Source organism: Dehalococcoidia bacterium, from assembly GCA_025054935.1.
In the GTDB taxonomy this organism is placed as follows: Bacteria; Chloroflexota; Dehalococcoidia; order SpSt-223; family SpSt-223; genus JANWZD01.
Genome location: JANWZD010000010.1, coordinates 1 through 25,201 on the forward strand (window position 1 = coordinate 1; position 25,201 = coordinate 25,201).

The 25,201-nt window shown below is 66.6% G+C and carries 23 protein-coding genes and 1 pseudogene; 12 read left to right on the forward strand and 12 right to left on the reverse strand.

The window, feature by feature from the left end:
• Positions 1-818 (reverse strand): ABC transporter substrate-binding protein (locus NZ773_11155; protein ID MCS6802482.1); only part of this gene is annotated, 818 nt, incomplete at its 3' end.
• Positions 819-937: 119 nt separating this feature from the next.
• On the opposite strand from NZ773_11155, the gene NZ773_11160 reads away from it, so the two are divergent.
• Positions 938-2,107: an FAD-dependent monooxygenase gene (locus NZ773_11160; GenBank protein ID MCS6802483.1), complete on the forward strand. Its 1,170-nt coding sequence runs from the start codon at positions 938-940 to the stop codon at positions 2,105-2,107.
• Positions 2,108-2,125: 18 nt separating this feature from the next.
• On the opposite strand, the gene NZ773_11165 is transcribed toward NZ773_11160, so the two are convergent.
• The 7 genes from NZ773_11165 to NZ773_11195 form a co-directional block, all read right to left on the reverse strand.
• Complete coding sequence (locus NZ773_11165) at positions 2,126-2,755, reverse strand: SDR family oxidoreductase (GenBank protein MCS6802484.1); 630 nt, start codon at positions 2,753-2,755, stop codon at positions 2,126-2,128.
• A gap of 420 nt (positions 2,756-3,175) precedes the next feature.
• Positions 3,176-3,925, reverse strand: a complete 750-nt coding sequence (locus NZ773_11170) for an enoyl-CoA hydratase-related protein (protein ID MCS6802485.1) — start codon at positions 3,923-3,925, stop codon at positions 3,176-3,178.
• A complete protein-coding gene (locus NZ773_11175) occupies positions 3,883-4,752 on the reverse strand; it encodes an aspartate/glutamate racemase family protein (GenBank protein ID MCS6802486.1) in 870 nt (289 codons plus the stop codon). Before NZ773_11175 ends, NZ773_11170 begins: the two co-directional genes overlap by 43 nt.
• Positions 4,749-5,318, reverse strand: a complete 570-nt coding sequence (locus NZ773_11180; GenBank protein ID MCS6802487.1) for a thiamine pyrophosphate-dependent enzyme — start codon at positions 5,316-5,318, stop codon at positions 4,749-4,751. The genes NZ773_11175 and NZ773_11180 overlap by 4 nt, the downstream gene beginning before the upstream one ends.
• The gene (locus tag NZ773_11185) at positions 5,318-5,806 is read right to left on the reverse strand and encodes a hypothetical protein (protein ID MCS6802488.1); all 489 of its coding nucleotides are present in this window, start codon (positions 5,804-5,806) and stop codon (positions 5,318-5,320) included. The genes NZ773_11180 and NZ773_11185 overlap by 1 nt, the downstream gene beginning before the upstream one ends.
• Positions 5,807-5,927: 121 nt before the next feature.
• On the reverse strand, positions 5,928-6,080 hold the full coding sequence (locus NZ773_11190; protein ID MCS6802489.1) for a hypothetical protein: 153 nt from the start codon (positions 6,078-6,080) through the stop codon (positions 5,928-5,930).
• 71 nt (positions 6,081-6,151) lie between these two features.
• A complete protein-coding gene (locus tag NZ773_11195; GenBank protein MCS6802490.1) occupies positions 6,152-7,144 on the reverse strand; it encodes a hypothetical protein in 993 nt (330 codons plus the stop codon).
• 92 nt (positions 7,145-7,236) lie between these two features.
• On the opposite strand from NZ773_11195, the gene NZ773_11200 reads away from it, so the two are divergent.
• Positions 7,237-8,811, forward strand: coding sequence for an ABC transporter substrate-binding protein (locus NZ773_11200; GenBank protein MCS6802491.1), 1,575 nt, complete (start codon positions 7,237-7,239; stop codon positions 8,809-8,811).
• A gap of 116 nt (positions 8,812-8,927) precedes the next feature.
• Here the strand turns inward: NZ773_11200 and NZ773_11205 are convergent, their stop codons facing one another.
• A complete protein-coding gene (locus tag NZ773_11205; GenBank protein MCS6802492.1) occupies positions 8,928-10,199 on the reverse strand; it encodes an adenylosuccinate synthase in 1,272 nt (423 codons plus the stop codon).
• Positions 10,200-10,316: 117 nt separating this feature from the next.
• Here NZ773_11205 and NZ773_11210 point away from each other — a divergent pair, with 117 nt between their 5' ends.
• From NZ773_11210 to NZ773_11240, 7 genes are all read left to right on the forward strand, one after another.
• Positions 10,317-11,420 carry a glycosyltransferase gene (locus tag NZ773_11210; GenBank protein MCS6802493.1) on the forward strand — a complete coding sequence of 368 codons (1,104 nt, stop codon included), beginning with the start codon at positions 10,317-10,319 and terminating at the stop codon, positions 11,418-11,420.
• A 53-nt stretch (positions 11,421-11,473) separates the two neighbouring features.
• On the forward strand, positions 11,474-11,695 hold the full coding sequence (locus NZ773_11215; GenBank protein ID MCS6802494.1) for a hypothetical protein: 222 nt from the start codon (positions 11,474-11,476) through the stop codon (positions 11,693-11,695).
• A gap of 127 nt (positions 11,696-11,822) precedes the next feature.
• A complete protein-coding gene (gene lepB, locus NZ773_11220; GenBank protein ID MCS6802495.1) occupies positions 11,823-12,467 on the forward strand; it encodes a signal peptidase I in 645 nt (214 codons plus the stop codon).
• A gap of 130 nt (positions 12,468-12,597) precedes the next feature.
• Positions 12,598-13,809 (forward strand): DNA double-strand break repair nuclease NurA, encoded by a 1,212-nt coding sequence (locus tag NZ773_11225; protein MCS6802496.1) that lies wholly within the window; start codon positions 12,598-12,600, stop codon positions 13,807-13,809.
• On the forward strand, positions 13,802-15,001 hold the full coding sequence (locus NZ773_11230; protein ID MCS6802497.1) for a PLP-dependent aspartate aminotransferase family protein: 1,200 nt from the start codon (positions 13,802-13,804) through the stop codon (positions 14,999-15,001). The genes NZ773_11225 and NZ773_11230 overlap by 8 nt, the downstream gene beginning before the upstream one ends.
• Complete coding sequence (locus tag NZ773_11235; protein ID MCS6802498.1) at positions 14,991-15,587, forward strand: hypothetical protein; 597 nt, start codon at positions 14,991-14,993, stop codon at positions 15,585-15,587. The genes NZ773_11230 and NZ773_11235 overlap by 11 nt, the downstream gene beginning before the upstream one ends.
• Positions 15,584-17,212: an ATP-binding protein gene (locus NZ773_11240; protein MCS6802499.1), complete on the forward strand. Its 1,629-nt coding sequence runs from the start codon at positions 15,584-15,586 to the stop codon at positions 17,210-17,212. Before NZ773_11235 ends, NZ773_11240 begins: the two co-directional genes overlap by 4 nt.
• A 15-nt stretch (positions 17,213-17,227) precedes the next feature.
• On the opposite strand, the gene NZ773_11245 is transcribed toward NZ773_11240, so the two are convergent.
• The 3 genes from NZ773_11245 to NZ773_11255 are packed head-to-tail and all read right to left on the reverse strand — an operon-like array spanning position 17,228 to position 20,008.
• The gene (locus tag NZ773_11245) at positions 17,228-18,154 is read right to left on the reverse strand and encodes an LLM class flavin-dependent oxidoreductase (GenBank protein MCS6802500.1); all 927 of its coding nucleotides are present in this window, start codon (positions 18,152-18,154) and stop codon (positions 17,228-17,230) included.
• Between the two features lie 17 nt (positions 18,155-18,171).
• A complete protein-coding gene (locus NZ773_11250; protein ID MCS6802501.1) occupies positions 18,172-19,119 on the reverse strand; it encodes an LLM class flavin-dependent oxidoreductase in 948 nt (315 codons plus the stop codon).
• A gap of 1 nt (position 19,120) precedes the next feature.
• The gene (locus NZ773_11255; protein MCS6802502.1) at positions 19,121-20,008 is read right to left on the reverse strand and encodes a DUF3598 family protein; all 888 of its coding nucleotides are present in this window, start codon (positions 20,006-20,008) and stop codon (positions 19,121-19,123) included.
• Positions 20,009-20,184: 176 nt separating this feature from the next.
• Here NZ773_11255 and NZ773_11260 point away from each other — a divergent pair.
• From NZ773_11260 to NZ773_11270, 3 genes and pseudogenes are all read left to right on the forward strand, one after another.
• Positions 20,185-22,683, forward strand: a pseudogene (locus NZ773_11260) (heavy metal translocating P-type ATPase).
• Positions 22,684-23,303: 620 nt separating this feature from the next.
• Positions 23,304-24,470 (forward strand): acyl-CoA dehydrogenase family protein, encoded by a 1,167-nt coding sequence (locus NZ773_11265; GenBank protein ID MCS6802503.1) that lies wholly within the window; start codon positions 23,304-23,306, stop codon positions 24,468-24,470.
• A gap of 40 nt (positions 24,471-24,510) precedes the next feature.
• Positions 24,511-25,185 (forward strand): RraA family protein, encoded by a 675-nt coding sequence (locus tag NZ773_11270; GenBank protein ID MCS6802504.1) that lies wholly within the window; start codon positions 24,511-24,513, stop codon positions 25,183-25,185.
• Positions 25,186-25,201 lie beyond the last annotated feature (16 nt).

The following is a 25,201-nucleotide window of genomic DNA, read 5'->3' on the forward strand; positions in this document are numbered from 1 at the left end:
TGATTGGCGCGGACGCGGATGAGGCGGTAGCCGGGGCGGCCCGCAAAGCGCGCGAACTCCTCCGGATACAGTCCGGGGAGGAAATTGGCTTCCCCTCGTTCAACAAGCCGCATCGCGTCGTTGCGGCAGGCGACGCCGACCATCGTGACCGTGTCGATCCCCGGCCGTCCCGCCCAGTAGTCGTCCCGAGCGCGAAAGTGCAGCGTGTCGGCGGTTCGTCGCTCGAGTGTGAACGCGCCGAAGCCGGCGATATTGTCCGACAGCCATTCGACCGCCCAGGGGTCTGCTGGGGTGGCGTGCAGCTTGGCAGCAGCGGCATCGACGATGTTATTAGTGGCGAAGGAGGTGTATGCGGCGAACTCTGGATTGGAGCGTCCGAGATTGAAGCGGAGGGTATAGTCGTCGAGCACTTCCAGGTCGTCGATCGAGCGAAGGCCGGCGAGGTGATTGGAGCGCCAATAGCCCACTTTTTGCAGGTGGTACACCCGCTCCCAGCTCCAGCGAACGCTCTCGGCGGTCAGTTCGTTGCCCCAATTGCTCTTCACGCCGCGGCGCAGCCGGAAGGTCCAGGTGCGGTAATCATTTGCCGGCTCCCAGCTGACCGCCAGCCTCGGCTGGAGATCTGTCGCGACAGGATAGCGGACGCCCTCGGCGTCTTCGGCGATCCGCGGGGTGGTCAGCGGCTCGTAGGGGATATGGATTTGGTGATAGCCCGCGGAGCGCCGCGCCCCTTGCCCAAGCCGTGTCGAGTCCGGATCCCAACTGACGGTGATACTGCTCTGAGCAACGGGCCAAACGACATCTTTTGGTGACGGCATCCTCCATCCTCCTCGCACAGCGGCAGCGCCGGCGCGCCGCATCAGCAGCAGTATGCCAGGCCGAGGCAGATACGGGATAATGGGTGACAGCAGGGCAGAAGGCCAGGTGAGGCAGGGAGATGAAAGAGCTCGACGTGATCGTGATCGGCGCCGGGATGGGGGGCTTGGCGCTCGGTCTCGCGCTCCAGCGCGCCGGTATCCCCGCCCAGATTTATGAGCAGGCTCCCGAGCTTTCGGAGGTCGGCGCCGGGATCATGCTGACCCCAAACGCGTGCCGCGCGCTCATGGCGCTCGACGTCTTCGACCCCGTGGACGCAAAGGCGCAGCGCCCCGGGGCGACGCATTACCGCGACTATCGCACTGGGGAGATCATCTCCACGGTCGCCTACGACGAGGAGTTTCAGCGGCGCTACCGCGGCCCCTATCTGACGATCCATCGAGCAGACCTCCAAGACGCCCTCAAAGAGGCGCTGCTTGCCCGAGCGCCTGGCATCCTGCACTTGAACCATATGCTCGTCGACGTTGAGCAGCACGACGGCAAAGTGAGCGCCGTTTTCGCCAACGGCGCCCGCGTGACCGGCGACCTTCTCGTCGGAGCGGACGGCATCAAGTCGCTCGTTCGCGAGAAGGTGTTTGGCTGGAAGGCCGCCAACTTCTCCGGGCATGTCGCCTATCGGGGCATGGTGCCGATCGACCGCCTCGGCCCGGAATACCGAACCGCCGACACCTCGACGACCCTCGGACCAGGCCAGCATTGGGTGATGTACACCGTCAAGAAAGGAGCGTTCCTGAACTACGTCGCTATCCCCGAGAGCGGAAGCTGGACGGCGGAAGGGTGGTCGGTGCCGGCAACCAAAGACGAGCTGCTCCACGAATTTCGCGATTGGCACCCGCGCTACCACGAACTGGTCGAGCAGACGCCTCACGACCGGATCTTCAAGTGGGGGCTGTTCGACCGCGACCCCCTGCCCGCTTGGGTGCGCGGCCGGGTTGCGCTGCTCGGCGACGCCGCTCACCCAACGACGCCGTTTATGGCGCAGGGCGCCGCGCTCTCCTTCGAAGACGCAGTTGTCCTCGGCCGTGCCCTCGCCCAAGCGGCACGCCCCGATGAGGCGCTCGCTTTGTACGAACGCGCACGGAAAGAGCGAGGAGGCTGGGTGCAGGTCCGTTCTCGCTTCTTCGGACAGCTCTATCACAAGCAAGCGCCTGCCGACGAGATCTCGGCTGAGCGCCGCGCCGCCAACGATGTCCTCTACAGCTACGATGCGGCCACAGTCCCGCTGACGTAGCGCCTCCCCCAGAATCTCTCAGGAAGCGATGATCGGCGCGCTGCCGACCAGCGTCAGGTCATCCACTGCTTTGAGAAGCGCGTCCGCGAGGTCAGCGCGCGAGATGCGGGCCCCAAATCCAGCCGCGAAATAGCCAAGCCGATAGCGGCCGGTCCGCGGGCCATCCACGAGGAAGGGGGCGCGGATCACCGTCCAGTCCCGGTCGCTCGCCCGCAGCAGCGCTACCGCCCGCGCCGCGTCCTCGATCACCGGGCGGGCAATGCGCCGAAGCAGCCAGCGGATAACAGCAGTGGCGAAGCTGGGAGGGTCCTTGGGGTCGGGAACACCGGCACCGGAAGAGATGACGATCCGCCGGACGCGAGCCTCCTGCATCGCGGCAAGGATATTCGCGATCCCGCGCGAAACCGCCTCTTTCGGTCCTTCGCGTCTTGGCGCGAGGGCGGCGATGACCGCGTCGACGCCCGCGACGGCGCGACGGACCGCGTCGAGATCCGTCACGTCGCCTTGAACGAGCGTAAGCCGCTCGTGGCGAAGCGGGAGCTTGGCAGGATCGCGGACAAAGGCAACGACCTCGTGTCCTGCCGCCAATGCTTGGTCAACGACCAGCCTTCCGGTTCGTCCACTAGCGCCGAACACGGCGATCTTCATCGGCGAGTCTCCGAAAAGAGGGTCCTGACGAGTACAGGAGCAACTATACCGCTTTCAGCGCGTCGCCATTCCGCATCTTTTCAAGCGGCGCAGACGAGGGCTCACTAGAGGGTGCAAGAGGCAGCCTGCAGGCCAGCCGCACTCATCGACGAAGGCATTGTCTCCTCAGCCGCGGCGGTCGCTCTCTCGTTGCGCCGGCCGGACATGAGCGCGCGGGCGGAGCGACTGACGAGGGGGCTCCTCACTGCGCCGGTGTCGAGCGCGCCCCCCTCGGCTCACTCCGCCGTGCCCGGCCTCCGCTGGCAACCGTGGTCGCGAGCGACGAGCAGGGCGCGTCACGCGCAGAGCAGGAGGCGGCGACCCCGCTTTGATTTGGGGGAAGAGCCGGCCGCTCCTGAGCGCGCGGAAGAGGAGGCGTCGTCAGCGCGCTTGGAACCGCGGCGGTCGGCGCTCCATCCATGCGCGAGGCCCCTCTTTGGCATCGTCGGTCGCAAGCAGCCGCTGATAGGCGAGGTGGCTGAGGCGGGCAGCAGCCTCGAGCGGGAGGCTGAGCGTCGACCAGAGGATCTCCTTAATCGCGCGCACTGCCAGCGGCCCGTTGGCGCACAGCCTCTCGGCATAGGCTGTGGCGGCGTCCAGCAGTTCGCCGCTCGGCACAACGCGATGGACCAAGCCGATGCGATAGGCATCGGCTGCCGTGATCCAGTCGCCGAGGGCGAGCGCCTCGAGCGCATGGGCATAGCCGATCAGGCGCGGAAGCAGGAGCACGCCCACCGGCGGGATCAGGCTCATGCTGGCTTCTGAGAAGCGGAAGCGGGCATGCTCGGCCGCGATCCGAAAATCGCAGCGCAACGCGCGCTCCACCCCGCCGCCGACAGCAACCCCATTGATCGCTGCAATCACCGGCTTCCATGTCTCCGGTTCGAGAGCGGGTCGTCTTACCTCTCCGCGCGCCCACACCCCTTGCCAGTCGTTCAAATCCCCGCCCGCCGAAAACGCCTGGTCGCCTGCCCCGGTGAGGATCAGAACCCAGCGGTCGGGATCGCGGTCGAAGGTAGCGATCGCCTCGTCCAGTTCGCGCTGCGTTTCGAAATCGACCGCATTACGCTTCTCTGGCCGATTGATCGTCAGGTAGGCGATGCGTCCCCGCGTTTCATAGAGGATGGCCATGATGCCTCTCCGATTCTGGGAAGCCCAAAGGCGGCGCGAGTTTCCGCGATCTCCTCATCGCGCGGTCGGGCATAACTGAGCGAGCGGCTTCGCAGAAGCCCGGTTTTCTCGTGAAGTTCGATCAGCATCTCGAGGTTCTTGATCCCCGCTGTCACGAGGTCAACGACGGCCGCCCCGCTCGCTGGCTCCTCGACAATCCCGTCGACCGCGAGCGCGACAGAAAGCAGGGTCTCGGCAGGGACGATCACCTCCGCGCCGCGCTCAATCAGCCCCCGCGCCGCTTCGAAAAACGCCTCATGCACGGCGGCCCGCGCGCCGCTCGCGATCGCGGCATTGAACGCTGCCGCGGACATCCCGATCTCGCTCCAGCCGACCAGCCGGCCTTCGAGCCCGTATTTGCGGACGTTCCGTAGGAGCGGGAGCACATGCTTGCCCGGGCGCACCCCGGACGGCGAGGGGATCGTCACCAGCGCAAAACGCTCGCCCAGCTGGTTCGCGAGATGGATCGCGCTCTCGAAAATCCCGGTGACGGGAATGTGGAGCAGCTCTTTGCTCTCGGTCAGGGCGGGCTCGGCGCTCTGGCCGATCAGCACCCCGTCATACCCTTCCGCTTCAGCGCGCTGGATCGTCTCGAAAATTTCGCGAGCGGCATAAAACTTGAAGTACTCATACGGCCAGAGCGACGCCCGCCCCCCGCGTTTCGGAGTGCGGAGATCGATCGTCGTGTCAGGGCGTTTGACCCGAGCGAAGACGGTCTCCAGCAGTTCAAAGACCGCGCCGCGGATCCCCATCAGGGGGGCAGGATACTGGTACCAGATCCGCATCATTGGCGCTCCGCAAGCGCCTTCTGCACGACAGCCAGCTGGCGCTTCATGCGGCCGTGCTGGATCGCCGGCTGCGGCCCCGCCGGCGCGACGCGCAGGCAGACGAAGGTTGGCCCAGCCCCGGCAAGGATCTCCGGCAGCAGCGCCCGCAGCTGGTCAGCGCTTTCCGTGGTATAGGCGCGGGGGTAGCCGGCCGCTTTCGCCAGCAGCGCAAAGTCGAGGCGTCCTGCCGCGGGGATCGGCTGCCCGCCGGTGATGTTGTACGCCCGGTTTTCAAAGACGAAATGGACGAGGTTTGCCGGCTGCGCTTGAGCAATCGTCGCCAAGCTCCCGAGATTCATCAGCAGACTGCCGTCTCCATCCAGGCAGAGCACCTGGATGTCCGGCCGCGCCAGCGCGATCCCGAGCGCCAACGACGACGCTTTGCCCATACAGCCGATAAGCGGGAGATGCAGCGGGTCATCGCCGACGACATCGTCCCACTGAAAGATCGCCGTCATCGTCGTCACCACTACTTGGGTGGTTCGTGCCGCGGCGATGGCACGGACCGCCTCCAGTGCTGGGCCCATTACTCATACTCCGCGCCGACTAGGACCGCCACTGGCCCGCCTCGCTCCTGCGCCTGCCGATACGCTGCCGAGATGCGTTCGGCGTGCGCATCGTCGACGACGAGAGAATAGGGAATGCCCCACGTCTTCAGGGAAGGCTCAAGGAAGCGCGCCGCCGAGTCGGTGAGCGGACCGTTCTCTTTCCAGCCGCGGTAGCCGATCATCATGAGAAGCGGCAGCCCTAAATCGAGCGCCAGCCCGCGGATCGAGTCGCCGGATTCGTAGTAGCCGGTGCTCTGCATCTGGACAATCGGCCGCGCGCCCCCGACCAGAAGGCCGGCTGCAATCGCGATCGTCTCCCCTTCCCGCGCCACCGGCACGAGGGTCAATTGCGGGGTGTCGACGATCGCGCGGTACATCACGCCGGCTTCGCTGTCCGGCAGCCAGACAATGTGGGTGACGCCGCAGGCGAGAAACTCGGCAAGCACGCGCCGGGCAGTCAATGCCATTTCCCCTCCTTGCCCGTGAGATGACGGGCGAGTATCTCGCTGCCCTGCCAAGGCCAGCACGACCCATCCTCGATGCGAGGGCATGCAGTTGTGATGTAAGCGAGCGTACTCGATGCGGGCGTTATTGCGCGCGGTAGACGCGGTCGAACCGGGAGAGAAGCGGGGCCGTCAGCTCAACATGCTGGATGGTGGGACCATGGGCGACAAAGCGCGGCGTCGTGAGCAGGAAAATGCCCGGCACGTCGGCAAGAAGCGCCCGGTGCGCTCGCTGCATACCACGTCCCCAGAAGAGAGCGGAACGGAGCGCGCTGTCTTACTCTGCCGACTGGGAGAAGCCGCAGCCGATTAGGGTAGGACGATGAGCGACCATGCGAGGCCGTCGGGCGTGACGACCAGCGCGCTCTCCTCGCCGAACTCATTCTCTCGGCGCGCGCCGACGGTGCAGCCAAGCGCCCGCGAATCGGCCAGCACCCCCTCAAGGTCGGCCGTGCGGAACGAATGCCACGTGATGCCGAGCGCGCCGGGCTGACAGACTGCGCGCGCATCGGGCGCGAGGTAGTAGGGCTGGAATGTGAACAGCTGCCCCTCCACAAACCCCGGAGCAACCAGCCGCGTGTAGAGAAGACGCTGGCCTGGCCGCAGCTCGAGATGAACGCGCGCGCCGACCCGGCCGTCGTGCAGGTCGTGCGAGGCCAGCCGCTCATAGCCGAGCGCCGCCGTAAACCAATCGAGGGCGGTCTCGAGCGGCAGCACCACGCCATGATGAGTGAAGGGCCCGACGCCGCGGGGTGAGCTCGGATAGGTATGGCCGTAGCCCGGCCGCGTAAAGCCGGTGCGGCCGAAGAACACTTGGCGGGTCTCTGGGCCGGTGACTAAAAATTCGCGCATCACGATCGGCCGGCGAAAGAAGCTCGGTGTCGAGTCCTGCGGCCCCATCCAGCTGCGCACGAGGTCATTCACTTTCCATCCTTCACCGGCCGCCTCTCCTTCCTTGAAACTGTCGTAGAGGTCGACCACCCCGTCGACCAGCGCTGCCGACCAGCGCATCCCGTAGGAGATGCAGGGAAAATCTGCGGGACGGCCCGGCCGCGGCCGCTCCCAGTTGACGAGCCGGACAAGGCTGTACGCCGCATGCGCGCCGTTCTGCAGCCGCAGCACGCGCGCGGCGCTCCGCCAGCCATAGAGGGTCTCCGCCTGGTCCGCCTCGAGAACCCCCGCGGCGACGCGCTCGTAGCCCAGTTCGTTCCAATACCGCTCTGCGGCGGCAAGGTCGGAAACGCCGACGATCGCCTCGTAGACCGGCCCAACCCGCGCCATTGTTCCTCCTGCTTTTGCCATTGTTGGCACATCCTTGCTAGGCTATGTGCCAATCGGCACCAGCGTAGCAAAGACCGCCGGGCAAACGGCTAACCGGCGGGGAAGGAGGGTCGTTGCGCGCGTCTCTTCTCCGGTCCGTTCCCCTGCTGACGCTCGCCATCGCCACTGCCTGCGCTCCAACCGTCCCCACCGCGCCGACCGGCGGAGCAGCGCCGGGCGACGCTCCGCAGCGCGCCGAAAACCAGCGCCTCACGGTCGGCTACGCCGGCATCTGGTCGACGCTCGACCCGACGACGATCAACATCGGCCGCGCCTACGAGATTTTTGAAACCCTCGTCTGGGCCGACCCGACCGGCAAGAACACCGAGCCCTTGCTTGCCACCAGCTGGACCCTCGTCAACCCGACAACCTGGGAGTTCAAGCTGCGGCCGAACTCTCGGTGGCACAACGGCGACCCGGTGACCGCCGCGGATGTCAAGTGGTCGTTTGACCATTACACCAACCCTGCCCTCCGCTCTCCGATTGCCACGCGCATCCCCCTCTACCAAGAGGCAGAAGTCGTCGATGCTTCTACCGTCCGCCTCATCACGAGGCAGCCCGACCCGATCTTCCTGCGGGCGATCATGGACGTGCCGATCCTGCCGAGCGCCTACTACGAACGGGTCGGTCCGGGCGAATTCCGCACCGCGCCGGTCGGGAGCGGGCCGTGGCGGCTGAAAGAGTTCCGCGCCGAGGATCGGGTTGTTCTCGTTCCCTTTGAGGGGCACCCGACCCGCAAGCCGATTCTGACCGAACTGACAATCCGCGCGATCCCCGAGCTCTCCGCTCGCGTCGCCGGGATCCGCACCGGCGAACTCGACCTGATCATCGACATCGCGCCCGACCAAGCCGAGACCTTGCGCCGCGAAGGGCTGGAGCTGCGTTCGACGCCAGTCGGCCAGATCTGGGGCTTCTGGATGGACTCGGTGATTGAGGGGTCGCCGACGATGGACCGCCGCGTCCGGCTCGCGATCAACTACGCGATCGACCGCGAGGCGATCGTCAAAAACATCTATCGCGGCTTCCAGAACCTCGCCGACGGGCAAGTAGTCTCCCGCGAGACGTTCGGCTACAACCCCTCCCTCCGCAGCTACCCCTACGACCCCCAACGGGCGCGCGCCCTGCTCGCCGAAGCGGGATACCCGAACGGGTTTAAGACGCAGATGTCCGGCCGCACCCAAGTCGCAACCACTCAGGCCCTCCTCCAGTTCGTGCAGGCGAACTTGAAAGATGTCGGCATCGACGCCGAGATCGTCGCTATCCCGCCCGGCACCGGCGTGCTCGACCGGTTCATCGGCACCGTTCAGCGCGAGCCGCTGTTCTTCATCGAAATCGTCACCCGCCCGGCGATGGATGCCTCCTTCGCCTACACTTGGTTCCTCTCGACCAACCCGGGGTCGAACGGGATGGGCACCAAGCACTACAACAACCCGCGCTTCGACGAGATCTTCCGCCAAGCGCAGACAGAGATGGATCGGGCAAAGCGCGAGCAGTTGCTTCAGCAGCTCGGCCAGATCCTGTACGACGATCCGGCGTACGTGCCGATCCTGTCCTACAACTTGATCACCGCGAACCGGCCTGAGGTGCGCGGGATCGTCTTCCGCGTGACCGACCAGCCGAACTACGACTCGGCCTTCCGCGTCAAGTAGCGCGGCGCGCGCTTACTTGCCCTGCTGCTGAGGGGGTTCTCCCCTCGGCAGCAGCCTCGTCTGCCCGTCGGCCAGCGCGCTGCAGTCTGTCGACCGCTCCGGAGGAGAGCGACCGCCTACAGCGAAACGACCTGCATCCGGCTCGGGCCAACGCCGACAAGCGTGACCGGGGCGCCGAGCACCTCGCCAACCCGCTCGACGTACCGTTTCGCATTCGGGGGAAGGTCTGCAAACTGCCGCGCTTCGGTCGTCGGCGTCTGCCAGCCGGGGAGCGTCTCGTAGATCGGGACACAGCGCTCGAGGGCGTCGAGATCTGCCGGCAACGTGTCGATGCGGCGGCCATCCAGTTCGTACGCCACCGCGATCTTCACCTCGGCGAAGGAATCGAGGATATCGAGCCGCGTGATCGCGATCTTCGTCACGCCGTTGACATCGCAGCCGTAGCGGCCCAGCACGCCGTCCAGCCAGCCGCAGCGGCGCGGCCTTCCCGTCCGGGTTCCGTATTCGTGGCCGATTTCGCGCAGCCGGTCGCCAAGCTCGCCGTGAAGTTCCGTCGGCAGCGGACCGCCGCCCACCCGCGTCGTGTAGGCTTTGACCACCCCGATCACGTCGGTGACGGCCGTCGGCCCGAGCCCGACGCCGAGACATGCGCCCGCTGCGGTCGGGTGCGACGAGGTGACGTAGGGATAGGTGCCTAGGTCAAGGTCAAGGAGCGTCGCTTGCGCTCCCTCGAGCAGCACCCGCCCGCCGCGCCGGACAACCTCGCGCACGAGGGCGCCTGTTTCCGCGACGAAGGGCGCCAGCCGCTCCGCGTAGCCGCAATATTCCTCATAAAGCGCCTCAAAGTCGAGCGGCGTGCCGCCGTAGACGCGGGTGATCAGCGCGTTCTTGCGCTCGAGAACGTTCGCCAGCCGCTCCCGAAACAGGTCGGGCCGGATCAGTTCCGCGACGCGGATCCCATCGCGCGAGGTCTTGTCGCCGTAGGCGGGGCCGATCCCGTTCAGGGTCGTGCCGATGGCAAAGCGGCCGCGAGCGCGCTCCTCCGCCTCCTCGATGATCACGTGGTAGGGGAAGACCACATGAGCGCGGTCGCTCACCCGCAGGTTGTCCACCGAGACGCCGCGGGCGCGCAGTTCGTCGATCTCCTCCAAGAGCAGGCCGGGAGTGACCACCGTGCCGTTGCCGATCACGCAGAGACAGTTGGGATTGAAGATCCCGGAAGGGACCAGCTTCAGCTTGAATTCGCCGAGGTCGTTGATGACCGTGTGGCCGGCGTTTGCGCCCCCCGAGTACCGGGCGACGACATCGCAGTCACGCGCGAGGAGGTCCACGACTCGTCCCTTGCCTTCATCTCCCCAGTGAACCCCCACGACGACAGTGACCGGCATTACTCCGCTCCTTGGATGTGAGAACAACAACCGGTCGAGTATAGCAAGCCGCTTTACGAGCGACGCGCTTCCCCGCTTGCTATACTCCGCGCCGCCGGCATCGAGGGAGCGAGCGGAGTGCGCGTCGCGATTGTTCACGACTGGCTGAATCAGACTGGAGGCGCCGAGAATGTCCTCGACGTCCTGCACGAACTGTATCCCGACGCCCCCATCTATACCTCGATGTACGACCCCGTCCTCATGCATCCCAAATACCGGCAGTGGGATATTCGCACCTCGTTCATGCAGCGGCTGCCCGGCGTGACGCGGCACCACCAGCCGTACTTGCCGCTTTATCCCTTGGCGTTCGAGTCGTTCGACCTCTCGGCGTATGACCTCGTCATCAGCAACAGCAGCGGATTTTGTCACGGCGTGGTGACGCGCCCGGAAGCAGTGCATATCAACTACTGCCTGACCCCTCCTCGCTACTGCTGGATGCTGCCGCAGTATCTCGAGCGCGAGCGGGTCGGACGGGTTGCGCGCCGGCTCCTTCCGATCCTCGTCTCGGCGCTGCGCCTGTGGGATGCCGTGGCCAGCCAGCGCGTCGACCACTTCATCGGGATCTCGCGCGCCATCGCTGCCCGCATCCGCAAGTTCTATCGTCGTGACGCCGAGGTCATTTATCCGCCGGTCGAAACGTCGAGGTTCGCTCCTCAGCGCGAGGTCGGGGAGTACTACCTGATCGTCTCGCGCTTGATCCCGTACAAGCGGGTCGACTTGGCGATCCGCGCGTTCAATCTGCTCGGCAAACCGCTCTGGATCGTTGGCGACGGCCGCGACCGACCTGCCCTCGAGCGGATTGCCGGACCGACGATCCGCTTCCTCGGCCGCCTTCCCGCAGGTGAGGTAGAGCGGTTGTTTGCCCAATGCCGAGCGCTTATCTTCCCCGGCGAGGAGGATTTCGGCATCACCCCCGTCGAAGCTCAAGCCGCAGGGCGCCCCGTTGTCGCGTTCGGCGCGGGCGGCGCGCTCGAAACGGTGCTCGACGGTCAGACCGGCGTCTTCTTTCACGAACCGACAGCAGAGTCGTTGGCCGAAGCAGTCGAACGCGTGGAGCGCCTTCCTTTTGACCCCGACCAAGCCGTCCGCTGGGCACGCACCTTCGACACGGCCATCTTCCGCGAACGGCTCACCCGTTCGGTAGCGCGCGCCATCGAGCGCCACGCGCTTGCGGCGTCATGACTGACCGCCGACGTTCCTCCTTCCGCGCTAGTGGGCGCCGCGGCGCAGTGCCCATGCGGGGACGCGGGCTTGGCCACGCCGTTCGCGAGTGGCTGGCCGACCGGACCGTCCGCCGCAAGTGGCGGCGCCTTTCTCTCAGCGACTGGCTTGTCGTCGCGGTCGCGGTCGTCGTGACGGCCGCCTTCCTACTCCTGCTTGGAATGCAGGCGCTCTGGCTTGCCATCCTCGTCGGCCTAGCAGTCGCAGTCTATCTCTATCGCGAGCTGGGAGCATAGACGCAGCAGCAAAGAACCTCCTCACGATCGGTCTGCTGTCTGGTCCCGCTGCAAGGGCTGGGCTATACTGTTCCCGTCGAATGCGAAGGCAAACGGCAGTGCCTGGCCGCTGCTGGCGGGGTATCACGTGACGACCGAAGAAGCGCCTGTCCCACGTCGGAGCGCGATCGATGTCCGATCGGCATTCCGGGAGATCATCGAAACCATTCTTTTGACCCTGATCATCTTCCTGGTCGTCCGCGGCCTCGTGCAGCCCTACCGGGTCGAGGGCACCAGCATGGAGCCGAACCTCCATTCCGGCCAGTTCCTCCTTGTGAACAAGGCAGTCTATTTCCACATCGACAACGAGACCCTCGGCAAATTCCTCCCCTTCCTCCAACGCCCTGACGGCCGGCCGTTCTACCTGTTCCAGGCGCCAGAGCGCGGAGATGTCGTCGTCTTCCGCTTCCCGAAAGAGCCGTCGCGCGATTTCGTCAAGCGCGTGATTGCGGTTCCCGGCGAAACCGTCGAGATCCGCAACGGCGTCGTCTACATCAACGGCCAACGGCTGCACGAGCCATACTTGCGTGACCGCGCCAGTTACAACTTTGGTCCCGAGAAAGTGCCGCCCGGCCACTTCTTCGTCCTCGGCGATAACCGCGACAACTCAAGCGACAGCCATGTCTGGGGCATGGTGCCGAGCGAGATGATCATCGGCAAAGCCTGGATCTCCTACTGGCCGGTGAGCGAGTGGGGGCTCGCCCCCAACTACCGGGTCACTGCCGGGAACTGACCCCTCCTCTCGCGCAGCCTGCTCTTCGCCCGCACGCTGCTCAGGCACACGGCAGCACTGTCCCGACAATTGCGCTCGAATCTGCACCAGCGGATTGAACTAACGTTCGCCTGCCCGTATACTCGCTTGCATGACGCTCGATCTCTCCCAGATCGCTGAGCAGCTCGGCACGCTGCGCGAGACACTGCAGGAGCGCGCGGCCGCCCGTTCGCGGGCGACTCGGCGCGCCGCGACGCTCTTGGCTAGCACGCCGCTCTTTCGCATCGAGGACCGGATCGCGCTCGCAGGAAAGCGGCTCACCCTGCCGGTGCCGGAACTGCATGGGCAGCTCGCGGAGCGGCGCGCGATCCGCACTGCTCCCTCCGACTACGCTGTCGTTGCCGCTGACGGCTCAATGATCGAAATCGATCGCCACAGCCCGCTCGGCTGTTATGTCATTAATATCGGCTGGGCGGTCCTCCGCTACGGCGCTGCGCCTGCCTGCGAACTGAAGGCAGAAGCGAGCCTCGAGACGCGCTCGCTCGCCTACGTCGACCCTGACGACCACACCGTTCGCCGCCTCGATGGACAGCTGCTCGGCATCCAACGCTCGATCGAAGAATTCGAGCGAATCGCCTCGCTCGTCGAGCGGCTGCCGCTCGAACTGCCGGCACTCGCGATGGTCGACAACCCCCTCACTGTCTGGGGGCTCGCCGACCCGCGGGTGAAAGGCTTCATCCGCGCTCGCTCGGCCCAAGGCGGCCCGTCGCTGCTGGAGCGCTACGCTGAGGCGCTCGCCCGCGTCGAGCGCGCCTGCCAGAACCGGCAAGCAGCGCTCGTCGGCTATGTCTCGTCGCCATCGCTGGAGTTTGTCGCCAATCTGCTCCGCGTCGCCGAGTGCCCCCATCCCGTCTGCGACTGTCGCCACTACTGCCCGTCGAGCAACCCTGACGAGCGGGATTGCCGGACGGCCGGCACTTCGGACGCCGCCCTCTTCCAAGCGTTCCTTAGTGCGGGGGAGCACTCGAGCCTCTTCCGCGGCCGCCGCGCCGGCGCCGAGGATGCCGGCCCCGACATCTGGTTCTGCTATCTCCACACTGGCGAAGAGATAGCGCGCATCGAAATGCCGGAATGGGTCGCCCGCGACCCGGCGCGCACCGAGCTTGCGCTCGCCCTCGTCTTCGACCAAATCCAGCGAGGGCACGGCTACCCCGAGGCGCTGATCGAAGCGCACGAGCGCGCCGTGATCCGCGCCGAGGACCGCGAGATGTTCCAGCGCCTCGTCGCCGAATGCCTCGTCGCCGCCGGCTTGCCGGAAGACGGCACCGCGAAGGCGCGGAGTAAGCGGGTGCGCGGTGTCTGAGCTCGCTCGCGAGACCCGGCTCGCTCACGCCGGCATCGCCCGCCCGCCGCTCGACCAGCGGGCAACCGTGCCCCCCATCCACGCCTCGGTGACCTGGCTGCTCGAGCGCCAGCGCGACCTCGACCGGGCGCTCGCGACAGGCGACCGCTTCATCTACGGCCGCAACAGCAATCCGACTGTCGCTCTCTTTGAAGACGCCGTGGGCAGCCTTGAGGGCGGCGAGGCAGTCGCGTTCGCTAGCGGCCAAGCGGCGCTCCACGCCGCGCTCGCTGCTGTCGCGCTTCGTCCCGGCGACACGGTCGCCTTTGCCCGCGATTGTTACGGCATGACGCGCACTCTGGTGCTGGAAACGCTCGCCCCGCTCGGGGTTCGCCCGCTCGCGATTGAGGCGAACGACCCGGTTCGCGCGCGCGCCGCGCTCGCCGGGGGGGAGCGTGTCCGTGCCGTTCTCGTCGAAGCGCTCTCCAACCCGCTCGTTCGCGTCGCCGACCTCGCCGCTCTTGCCGATGCTGCCCATGCGGCCGGCGCGCGCCTTCTCGTTGATGCCACGCTCGCCACGCCGCTGCTCGTGCGTCCCCTTGAGCACGGGGCGGACCTCGTCGTTCACAGCGCCACAAAGTACCTTGCCGGTCACGGCGATGTTCTCGCCGGCATCGTCTGCGGAGCGGGCGAGCTGATCGGCGCTGTTCGCCGCCACCGCGCCGTCACCGGCAGCGCGCTCGGCCCCTTCGAGGCGTGGCTGGCGCTGCGCGGGCTGCGGACGCTTGCCCTCCGGCTCGACCGCCAATGCCGCAACGCCGCCGCGCTCGCCGCCTGGCTCGAGGAGCATCCCGCCGTCGGCCGGGTCTCCTACCCGGGGCTCCCCTCCCATCCCGACCACGCCCTCGCCGCCCGACTTTTCGACGGCGGACGGTTTGGCGCGATCATCAGTTTTGAGCTCGCCGACGGCACGCTGACGACCGTCGAGCGTCTGCTCGACGCGCTGGCGCTCTGCCTCCCCGCGACGACGCTGGGAGACCTCGTCACCGAACTTTCTTCTCCCGCCCTTGCTTCCCACCGCTCGCTCTCTCCCGAGGAACGCCGCGCGGCTGGAATTGGAGATCGCCTCGTCCGCCTCTCGGTCGGCATCGAGGACCTCAGCGACCTGAAGCGAGACCTCGCCCACGCGTTGGAGGCAGCGCATGACCGCTAACCGGATCGGCGAAGTGCTGCATGCGACGACCACCGCATTCACCGCCGCCTGCGATGACCTGCATCGGCCGCCGCCGTTCGGCTCCTTGGTCTACGCTTCTGACGGCGAGCGCGACGTGCTCGGCCTCGTCTACGCTCAGACCACGGGGAGCGTTGACCCGGGGCGTCCGGCGATCGTGCGCGGGCGCGATCTTGGCAGCGAGGAAGAGGTCTATCGGAAGCATCCCCAGCTCGGCACCCTGCTGCGGACGGACATCCAAGCGCTGGTAGTGGGGTTTATTCAGGATGGACGCATCCGGCAGCATCTGCCGCCCCAGCCGCCGAGGGTTCACGCTTTTCTCTATCAAGCCGATGACCAGCTTGTCGGCCAGTTCTTTCACCAGCTCGACTTTCTGTCGATCGTGCTCGGCACTGCGACCGCCGCGCCGGTGGATGAATTGATAGCAGCGGCGATCCGGCATGCCCTCGACCGCGCCTCGGAGGAGAAGCGGCGCGAGTTGGCGGTTCGCGCCGGCCGCGAACTCGTCGTGCTTTTGCGCGGAGACCCCGTGCGCGTTGGAGCAGTTCTGCGGAGGATGTGCGGATGAGCGTGGAACGACAGCTTGGCGTCGTGATCGGCGGTTCGCTCAAGGAGGGGGTGGAGGTCAAGCTCGACCCGGCGGTTTCGGTGGAGGAGGTGAAGGTCGGCGCCTATGTCGTCGTAGAGGGGGAGACGAAGCGATTCTTCTGCCTTGTCACAGACGTGCGGCTTGCGGCGCTCGACAGCCGAGCGCTCACCGCACCGCCTGCGTTCGATGACGACCTGCTGGCCGAGGTGTGGTCGGGTGCCGGCGTCTACGGCGTGATCGAAGTCATGCCCTTGCTCACGCTCGACCGGCGTACCGGCGCCCTCGACGGGCCGCAGCCGGTCAAATCGGTGCCGCGCCATTTCGCTCCGGTCCGCGAGGCAGCCGAGGAGGATGTTGCGCTCGTCTTCGGCCGCGATGAAGGCTCGTTCTTTGAAATCGGCACTCCGATCGACATGGAGACGAAGGTCTGTCTCGACCTCGCGAAGCTGGTCGAGCGGAGTGTCGGCGTCTTCGGCAAGAGCGGCACCGGCAAGACCTTCCTGACGCGGCTGCTCCTCGCCGGGATCATCCAGCGTCAGGTCGCGGCTACCCTCGTTTTCGACATGCACAACGAATACGGCTGGCAGGGAAGCGGCGAGAGCGACCCCCCGCCGGAGGGGCTGAAGCGGCTGTTCGGAGAGCGGGTGAGCATCTTCTCGCTCGACCCGCCGAGCACTCGTCGCCGCGGCGCGCCGTGCGACTTTGAACTCGCGATCGGCTACGACCAGATCGAGCCGGAGGACATCGAACTGCTGGCCGAGACACTCGGGCTGAGCGGCCCGATGATCGAGGCGACGCACCTGCTGGAGCGGCAGTACGGCAGGCGCTGGCTCGCCACGCTGCTCGAGGCCAGCACCGACGCCGACCGGCAGCAGCTTGCCGCCGGGCTCGGCGCCCATGCCGCCTCGGTCGGCGCGCTCTGGCGGAAGCTGTCAAAGCTCGCGCGGTTCGACTTCCTGAAGAGGGAACCCCCGGCAGACTACCTGAGGGCGATCCTCGACCGGCTGGCGAGGGGGGTCAATGTGGTCATCGAGTTCGGCAAGTTCCGCTCACTCGAGGCGTACATCCTCGTCGCCAACGTCCTGACGCGCCGCATCCACCATCACTACGTCGACGCGATGGAACGCGCGCTGGGGGAGGGAAGAGAAGAGCCGCGGCCGCTGGTCATCACCATCGAGGAGGCGCACAAGTTTCTCCATCCCCGCGTCGCCAGCCAGACGATCTTCGGCGAAATTGCCCGCGAGATGCGCAAGTACAACGTGACCCTCCTCGTCGTCGATCAGCGGCCGAGCGGGATCGACGAGGAGGTGCTGTCTCAAATCGGCACCCGGCTCTGCTGCCTGCTCGACAACGACAAGGATGTCGATGCGGTGCTTGCCGGCGCCTCTGGCAAGAGCGAACTGCGGTCGGTGCTCGCGCGTCTAGAGACGAGACAGCAGGCGCTTATTTTCGGCCACGCCGTGCCGATGCCGGTTGTCATCAAGACCCGCAACTACGGTCCCGAGTTCTACCGAGCTGTCCGCACGTTCCGTGACCTTGCCACGCTCAGTTGCGAGGAGCGCAGAGAGGCGCACGAAGCGATCGTCCGAGAACTTTTTGACTAGCGGGCTGCGCTCTCGTCAGACCGCGGCGAGGCGCGCGAGGAGGGCGAGCGTGCGCTCGTCCTCAAGACCGGCGATTGGGGAGACCAGCACCTCCCCCTTTGCCCACGCCGCAAGGTCAAGCAGCCCGCGCTCGACAGCCTCTTCTCCGCCCGCAATGACAAGAGCGTCGATCATCGCATCGCTCCACGCGCCGTCGCGCGCCTCCGGGTAGCCGGCGCTCGCGAACATCGCCTGGTAATGCGGCAGCCGAACGTAGAAGCTGAACTGCTTACGAACAGCGTCGCGGATCGCCTCGCGGTCGGCGGAGACTGTCACTACCGCGTGCGCGACGATGGGCGGGGCAGGCCGACCAGCCCGCTGCGCCCCCCGCTCCACCGCCGGGCGAGCGATCTCGCGGATGTAGGATGCGGGCGTTATCCAGCTAATCGCCCCGTCTGCAACTTCGCCGGCGAGTTCAAATGCTGCCGGCCCGAGCGCCGCGATCATCACTGGCATCGGCGTGGGAGAGGCGATCCGCGCTTGGGCGCGGTAGAAGCGGCCGGCGAAGTCAACTTCGCCTCGCTCGACGAGCGTTTTGATAATCGTCACATACTCGCGCAGGTGCGCGAGCGGCTTGGCATAGGCCGCGCCGAAGCGCGCCGCGCCCAGCACCGAGGCGACCCCGATACCCAGCCGAAACCGGCCGCCCGAAAGCTGGGCCGCTATCTGGCCGAGCAGCGCCATCGCAACAGGAGACATCGCCCACATCGTCGCGATGCCCGTGCCAAGGCGGGCGCGCGCAAGGCGCGGCGCCGTCGCGATCGCGAGACCGACCGGGTCGAGCCCTGACCCGCCGGTGAACCAGACCGCCGAGAAGCCGTGCTGCTCCTTGCGGAGCGCGTCTTCGACTGCGGCGGCAGTGTCGCGGCCGCCGGCCGGAGTGCCAATCACCAGCTGCGCCATCGTTCCTCCTCTCTCCCTCATGCCCCCGCGAGTGCGAGATACCCGCGGTAGGCAGCGACCGGGTCACGCTCGGCTCCGCCAGGACTGAGCAAAACGACGTCGGCACCCGCCTCTCGATAGGCGGCGATCCGCTCCCGCGCCGCTTCCGGCGGGCCCGCGATGCCGAGCCGCAGCACATCTTCATCGCGGATCGTTCCGTCAACGATCGAAACCCCATTCTCGCGCAGTTCGCGCTGGTAGAACGGCAGCCGCGCGTAGCCCGCTACCGCAGCGCGCAGCAGCGGAAGCGCTTCTTCTTGGGTCGGGCGCAGCACCGTGTTGACAATTGGGTAGATCCGGAGCGCGGCGCCATCGCGGCCGGCGGCGGCCGCCTCCTCGTTCAAGATGCGCCGGATCGTTCGGATCTGCTCGAGCGTCGCGAGAGAGAGAATGACGCCGTCGGCAACCTGAGCAGCGAGGCGGACGCTGCCGTAGCCAAGCGCCGCGAGGATAATCGGCACCCGGCGGCGCGGAGCCCAAGCATTGGCCGGTCCTGTGATCTGGTAGCGCTCTGTCCGCACTTCGATCCGCTGTCCGCCCGAGTCGAGAACGGCACGCACTGCCGTCACGAAGTCGCGCATCCGGCTGAGCGGCTTGTCCATCCGCAGACCAAGCCCTTGCTCGTTCGTCACCTGATGGGCCGTGCCGAGACCGAGGATCAGCCGCCCCCCTGAGAGCGCCTCGACGGCCGAAGCAGCCAGCCCCATTTCATAGGGATGACGAATGTAAATATTGGCGATGCCCGAGCCGATCTGCGCTCGGCTCGTTGCCAGCGCCAATCCCGCCAGCACCGTCATCGAGTCGTTGCCGCCCTCAACGACGAAAAAATGGTCGAAGCCCTCGGCTTCGAGCTCTTTCGCCAGTTCAAGGAGGGGACGCGGACCGCTGACGCCGCGGGGAAAGAAGGTGACGCCGAGATTGGTCATCTCAGCGTCCCCGCCGCTCGTCAGTCAGCAGGGTGCGCCGCCACGCGCCGTCTTCATCGTATTCGCGCACCATCCGCCGCAGCCGGGTTGGCTCCGGCCACCACCACAGGCTGACCGTAAAGGCGCGATTGCCGCTCGCTGGGATCTGTTCCGGATAACCAAGCAGGATCCGGCCAGGGAGGAAGACGAGGCGGTGGCCATTCTCAAGCCGGACACTTCCCTCGCCGAGCGTCCCCGCCACGCTCTCGGCATTGTCACCAAAAGCGCTTACCAGCTGAAGGCGATCGTCCTCCCGGCGGACGAGCAGCCGCGCAGGAAGAGCCGTCTCCTCAGTACCGGCAGCCGTTACCATCCGCGCCTCGCCCGACCACTCGCCGAGCAGGTCGTCGACGGTCACGACCGCATGGTCATCGTCAACCAGCGTGCCGTTGCGGGTCTCCCGGATCGCAATCAGCGTCGCCGGCGCTCCCGCGCGATCGAACATCACCATCCCGCGGCGTTTCCGTTCGCCGACCACGATCCCCTGCTCGCTGATAAACGGCAGGTTTTCCATCAAGCGCAGATACCCGCTGGTGAAGCAGTTTTCCCCCGAGAACGGGCGAATAGCCGCGATGAAATTGGGGTCGCCCGGCTTGCGTTCCTCGCCTTTGATCTCGAACCAGCGCAGGCCTTCCTCCGCGTCCTCATATTCCCATACGAGTTCGCCTTGGCCGTGGTAGCGGTTGGTCTGGCGCAAGCGGGAGGGGCCCAGACGCTCAAAGATGAGCGTGCTGGTGCGCTGATTGATGGCCTCCGGGCTCGGCTGCTCATCAGTCGGCGGCCGAAAATAGGTCCAGACCCCCTCCCACACTCCCTCGTTGAGACACAGCGAGTCGAATGTTTTCGTCATGCTCCTTCCCCCGCAGGCGGCGCTGTAGCGCCATTGTAGCCCGAGAGCACGGAAGCAGTTTCGGGCCCTATCACCAGAGGAATGAGGCGAGGGATCAAAAGAGGTCGTATAGTGATAGCAGAGGGCGACCGCCGCGAACGGAGACGCCACGCACAGCCGGCCAAGAGGGCGCAGGAATGACGAGCAACGTCGTTCACCAGCGAGAAGAGCGCACGCCGCTGCGAGAAATCAGCCTCGGCGTGACGGGCATGAGCTGCGCAGCGTGCGTCCGCCGGATCGAGCGCGCGCTCGGCGCCGTGCCGGGCGTCGCCTTCGCGGCCGTCAATCTCGCGACCGAGCGCGCCACCGTCCAGTATGACCCGGCCGTCTCTACCGTTGATCAGCTGAAAGCCGCGATCGAAGGCGCGGGCTACGGCGTGAAAGAGGAGACTGTTCAGCTGACGCTGCCGATCCGAGGGATGACCTGCGCCGCCTGCGTCCGGCGGATCGAGAAGGCGCTCAGCAAGGTCGAGGGCGTGGAGGCAGCGACCGTCAATCTTGCCACGGAGCAAGCGACTGTCCGCTTCGACCCGCAGCGCGTCGGCCGCGCTGAACTGGTCCGCGCCGTTGAAGCGGCAGGCTACAGCGTCGCCGCAGAGCTCCCCGAAGAGCGAGATGAGCCGCTTGACCCGCTCGCGGAAGCGGAAGCGGAACGGCAAGCTGAGCTTCGCCAGATGTTCGCCTTATTCGTCATCAGCTTCACTGTCGGGATGGCGCTGATGGCGGCGATGTTCGCTCCCGACTGGTTCTACCTCCCATGGTGGCGGTGGAATCACGAGGATCTCTTCCCGCTCTATTTCTTCGTGGCGACACCGGTCCAATTCGTCGCTGGGTGGCGCTTTTACGGCAGCGCCTTCCACGCTGCGCTCAATCGCGAAGTGAACATGAACACGCTCATCGCGATTGGCACGCTCGCAGCGTGGGGATACAGCGCCTTTATCACCTTCTTCCAAGCCGAAGCCCACGCGTGGGGCATTGCGAGCGAGGTCTACTACGAATCGGCCCTGATCATCATTGCCCTCGTTCTCCTCGGGAAGTATCTCGAAACCCGCGCCAAGAGCAAGACCGCCGGCGCGATCCGTTCGCTCATGGGGCTCCAAGCGCGGACAGCGCGAGTAGTGCGCGACGGGCAGGAGATCGATGTGCCGGTGGAACGCGTCCAAGTCGGCGACATCGTGCGTGTCCGGCCCGGGGAGAAGATCCCGGTCGACGGGATCGTCATCGAGGGGCGAAGTGCCGTCAATCAGGCGATGCTGACGGGCGAGCCGTTGCCGGTCGAAAAGGGACCGGGGGACCCCGTGATTGGAGCGACGATCAACACCACCGGCACCTTCACCTTCCGCGCCACGAAGGTCGGTCAAGAGACGACCCTCGCCCAGATCGTCAAGCTGGTCGAGCATGCCCAAGGATCGAAAGCGCCGATCCAGCGCCTCGTCGATGTCGTCGCCAGCTATTTCGTGCCGGCGGTGCTCGCGATCGCGGCCCTCGTTTTCGTGGGGTGGCTGTTGTTCGGCCCAGAGCCAAAACTGAGCTATGCCGTCGTTGCGAGCGTCTCGGTGCTGATCATTGCGTGTCCCTGCGCGCTCGGGCTCGCCACTCCCACCGCCATCATGGTCGGCACCGGCCGCGGCGCGGAGATGGGCATTCTTATCCGCGGCGGGGAAGCCCTCGAGAAGGCACGCAGCGTGAGCGCAATCGTTCTCGACAAGACCGGCACTCTCACGCGCGGCGTGCTCGCCGTAACCGAGATCATGCCCCTCCCTGGCTTCGACGCCGAGCGCGTTCTCCAGATCGCCGCCGTGGCGGAGATGGGAAGCGAGCATCCCCTTGCTCAAGCCATCCTCGCCGCCGCTCGCCAGCGCAATCTGGACCTCACCCTCGACGTCGAGGAGTTTCGCGCTGTTCCCGGCCACGGCGTGCTCGCCACCGTCGATGGCATGCCGGTCGCGATCGGGAATGCCCGGCTCATGGAGCGCGCCGGGATTGCCGGCGTGCCTCCGGTGGAGAAGCTCGCCGCCGACGGGAAGACGCCGGTGTATGTCGCCGTGAACGGCCAGGCAGCGGGCGTGATCGCCCTCGCTGACCAAATCCGTCCTGAGTCGACAGAGGCCGTCGCTCAGCTGCGCGCGCTCGGCCTCGAGGTGTGGATGCTCACCGGCGACAACCAACTGACCGCCGCCGCCGTTGCCAAAGAGCTGGGGATCGACAACGTGATGAGCGAGGTCTTGCCGGAGCAGAAAGCGGCAAAGGTCGCCGAACTGCAGGCCGCGGGGAAGGTGGTGGCGATGGTCGGAGACGGGATCAACGATGCGCCGGCCCTGGCCCAGGCCGACCTCGGCATCGCGATCGGGGCTGGCTCCGATGTTGCCCTCGAAGCGAGCGATATTACCCTCGTCGGCGGCGACCCGCGGCTGGTGACTACCGCGATTGCGCTCAGCCGGAAGACCGTCACGACCATCAAGAGCAACCTGTTCTGGGCGTTCGCCTACAACGTCGTTCTAATCCCGGTTGCCGCTGGCGCCCTCTACGTTTTCACCGGCGACCTCCTCAATCCCGGTTTCGCGGCCGCGGCAATGGCGCTGTCGAGTGTCTCCGTCGTGACGAACTCGCTCCGTCTCCGCTCGTTCCAGCCCCCCCGCACCGCGCGCGAACTGCAGCACCCGCCGCTGCGCGCCCGCCTGGTTGACTACGGCTACCTTGCCGGCATCGCGAGCGCAGCGATCGCGCTCGCCGTCGGGGGATTGACGTGGACGAGGCAGGCAAATGCGGCGGCCCCGACCATCGAAGTGACAGCACGGAACTTCCGCTTTGACCCGCCGGTGATGACCGTTCGCGCGCGGGAAGGTGACCGCATTCGCGTCGTGCTCCGCAACGAGGACCCGGTGCTCCACGACTGGGTAGTGCGCGGAGTGGCGAACGCTCATGTCTCCGCGCTCGGCGGCCAGACCCGTTCCGGCTTCTTCCGCATCACCGGCGCCGACGCCTTCCGCGTCGTCTGCACCGTCCCCGGGCACGAGCGCTTAGGAATGGTCGGCTTCCTCGTCGTCGAGCGCCCCGACTAGGCTGTTCATGCGGCCGCGCCCGCCTTGCGGGCGTCCTAACCGGTTCTCCCTCGGCGGGCAGCGCGCCCCGTTGATCCTCCTCTCGGCGCCCTCCTTCCTTCACGCTCCAGTATCATGGGTGGTGCACCCTTCCCACTTTTCTGAGGGCAGGGCGGCGCGCGCTCACGACGATCACCCTTCTCGGGACGCGAGGTATGGCGGAGCACACCCTCTTCGCGACCGCTCGCCAGCTGGCAGCCGACTTTGCCGGCCGCGCCGCGCAGCACGACCAAGCGGGAAGCTTCCCCTATGAGAACCTCGTTGCGCTGCGCCGCGCAGGGTTCTATCGGCTTACCCTGCCCGCGCACTTCGGCGGCCTCGGCGCAGACCTTGCCACGGCGGCGGGGGTAGTGCGCATCCTCGGCGGGGGCGACGCTTCCACCGCTCTAATCCTGACCCAGCATTTAGCGGTCACTGGCGCTTTCGCGTGGCTCGGCAGCGAGCGCTGCCGCCGCTTTCTCCGCGAGGAGGTCGCGGCCGACCGTTTCGTCGGCTTGTTCGCGGGCGCGCCGGAATTTGAGGGACGCGCGCCGACCGTTGCTGTGCGGGACGTGGGAGGATGGCGGCTGTTCGGGCGGAAGGGGTTCGGCACGGGCTGCCTCATCGCTGACTGGGCTGTCGTTTCGGCAGTGACGGCAGCGGGGTCGGAGCGCGAAAGCCTCAGCTGTCTCGTTCGGCTCGACGCGCCCGGCTTCTCGATCCTCGAGACGTGGGACACGGTCGGGATGCGTGCCACCGCCAGCCACGATCTGCTGTTCGACGGCTGCTTCGTGGCCGACGACGACGTCGTCGCCCGGAGCCCCGAGCATGACTTCGGTCCGCGGCCGGGCGGAGGCAACCTCGCTACCGGGTTCTTCTGCTATGGCGTCACCCTCTTCGCGGCGCTCTATCTCGGCATCGCTGACGCGGCTCTCGCCTCTCTGCACGACCTCCTCTCCAGCCGGACGCCGGTCGGGCGGCAGGAACGACTGATCGACGCGCCAGCGACCCAAGCCGCCTTCGCCGAGATTGCGCTTCTCCACCGCTCCGCTTCAGCGATGCTGGAATGGAACGCGCACCGCCATCGCGACCCGGCCGCCTGGACTGCCGACACCTTTCCGGACCTCGTTGCCACCAAAGACATCGTCACCCGAACGGCCGTCGAGATCGTGCAGCGGTGCGTTCAGCTCGCCGGCGCCGCCGCTCTCTGGCGGCGGCTGCCCTTGGAGCGCTACCTCCGCGACGTTCAAGGGGGCCCGCTCCATCCCCTTAATCACGGCGCCACCGTCGCTCTGCTCGGGTCGCTCGCGGCGGCAGTGGTGCCGCCGCGCGAGAGAGAGTAGGATGACCAGCCGAAGCAACGCTCACTGAAGGAGGAGCCGCGTGCCGTATCGCATCATCACCAAAATCGAGCGGCCAAGTAAGGAGGCAATCGCTTCGCTTGGCGAGCCGCGGGCGACGTATGTCGGGAGCTTCGTTCGGGGATTCGGCGTTATGGACCCTGCCATCCAGCCCGCCGTTCCTACGTGGCGGATGATTGGTCCCGCAGTCACCGTCCAGCTCGATGAGCCCGACGCCGGCCTTCCCATGCTGGCAATGGACCTGATGGAGCCGGGCGATGTGCTCGTCGTCGCCGCCGGCGGCAGGATGGACACCCTCTGCTTCGGCGGGGGAATGGCGGCGACCGGTCTCCAGAAGGGCCTCGCGGGCGCGGTGATCGACGGCGCCTGCTCCGACTGGGTTTACCTCTGCGAGAAGGGCTTTCCGGTCTTCAGCCGCGGGCCGGTCGCCTGCCACAGCGTCCGCTATACCGGCGGCTCGATCAACGTGCCTGTCGTCTGCGGCGGCGTGATCGTCAACCCGGGCGACGTCATTGTCGGCAGCGGCGACGGCGTCTGCGTTGTCCCCAAGGATAAGATCGCGTGGGTCGCGCACGAACTCGAAGAGCAGCGCAAGCGCCTCCAGCGCTACTCCGAAATCTTGCGCGCCGGCGGGACGATCGGCGAGGGGGTGAGCGTCCGCGAGCGCTATTCCGGTCCAGAGTATCTCTGGGAATAGCGCGGGCCCTAACAGC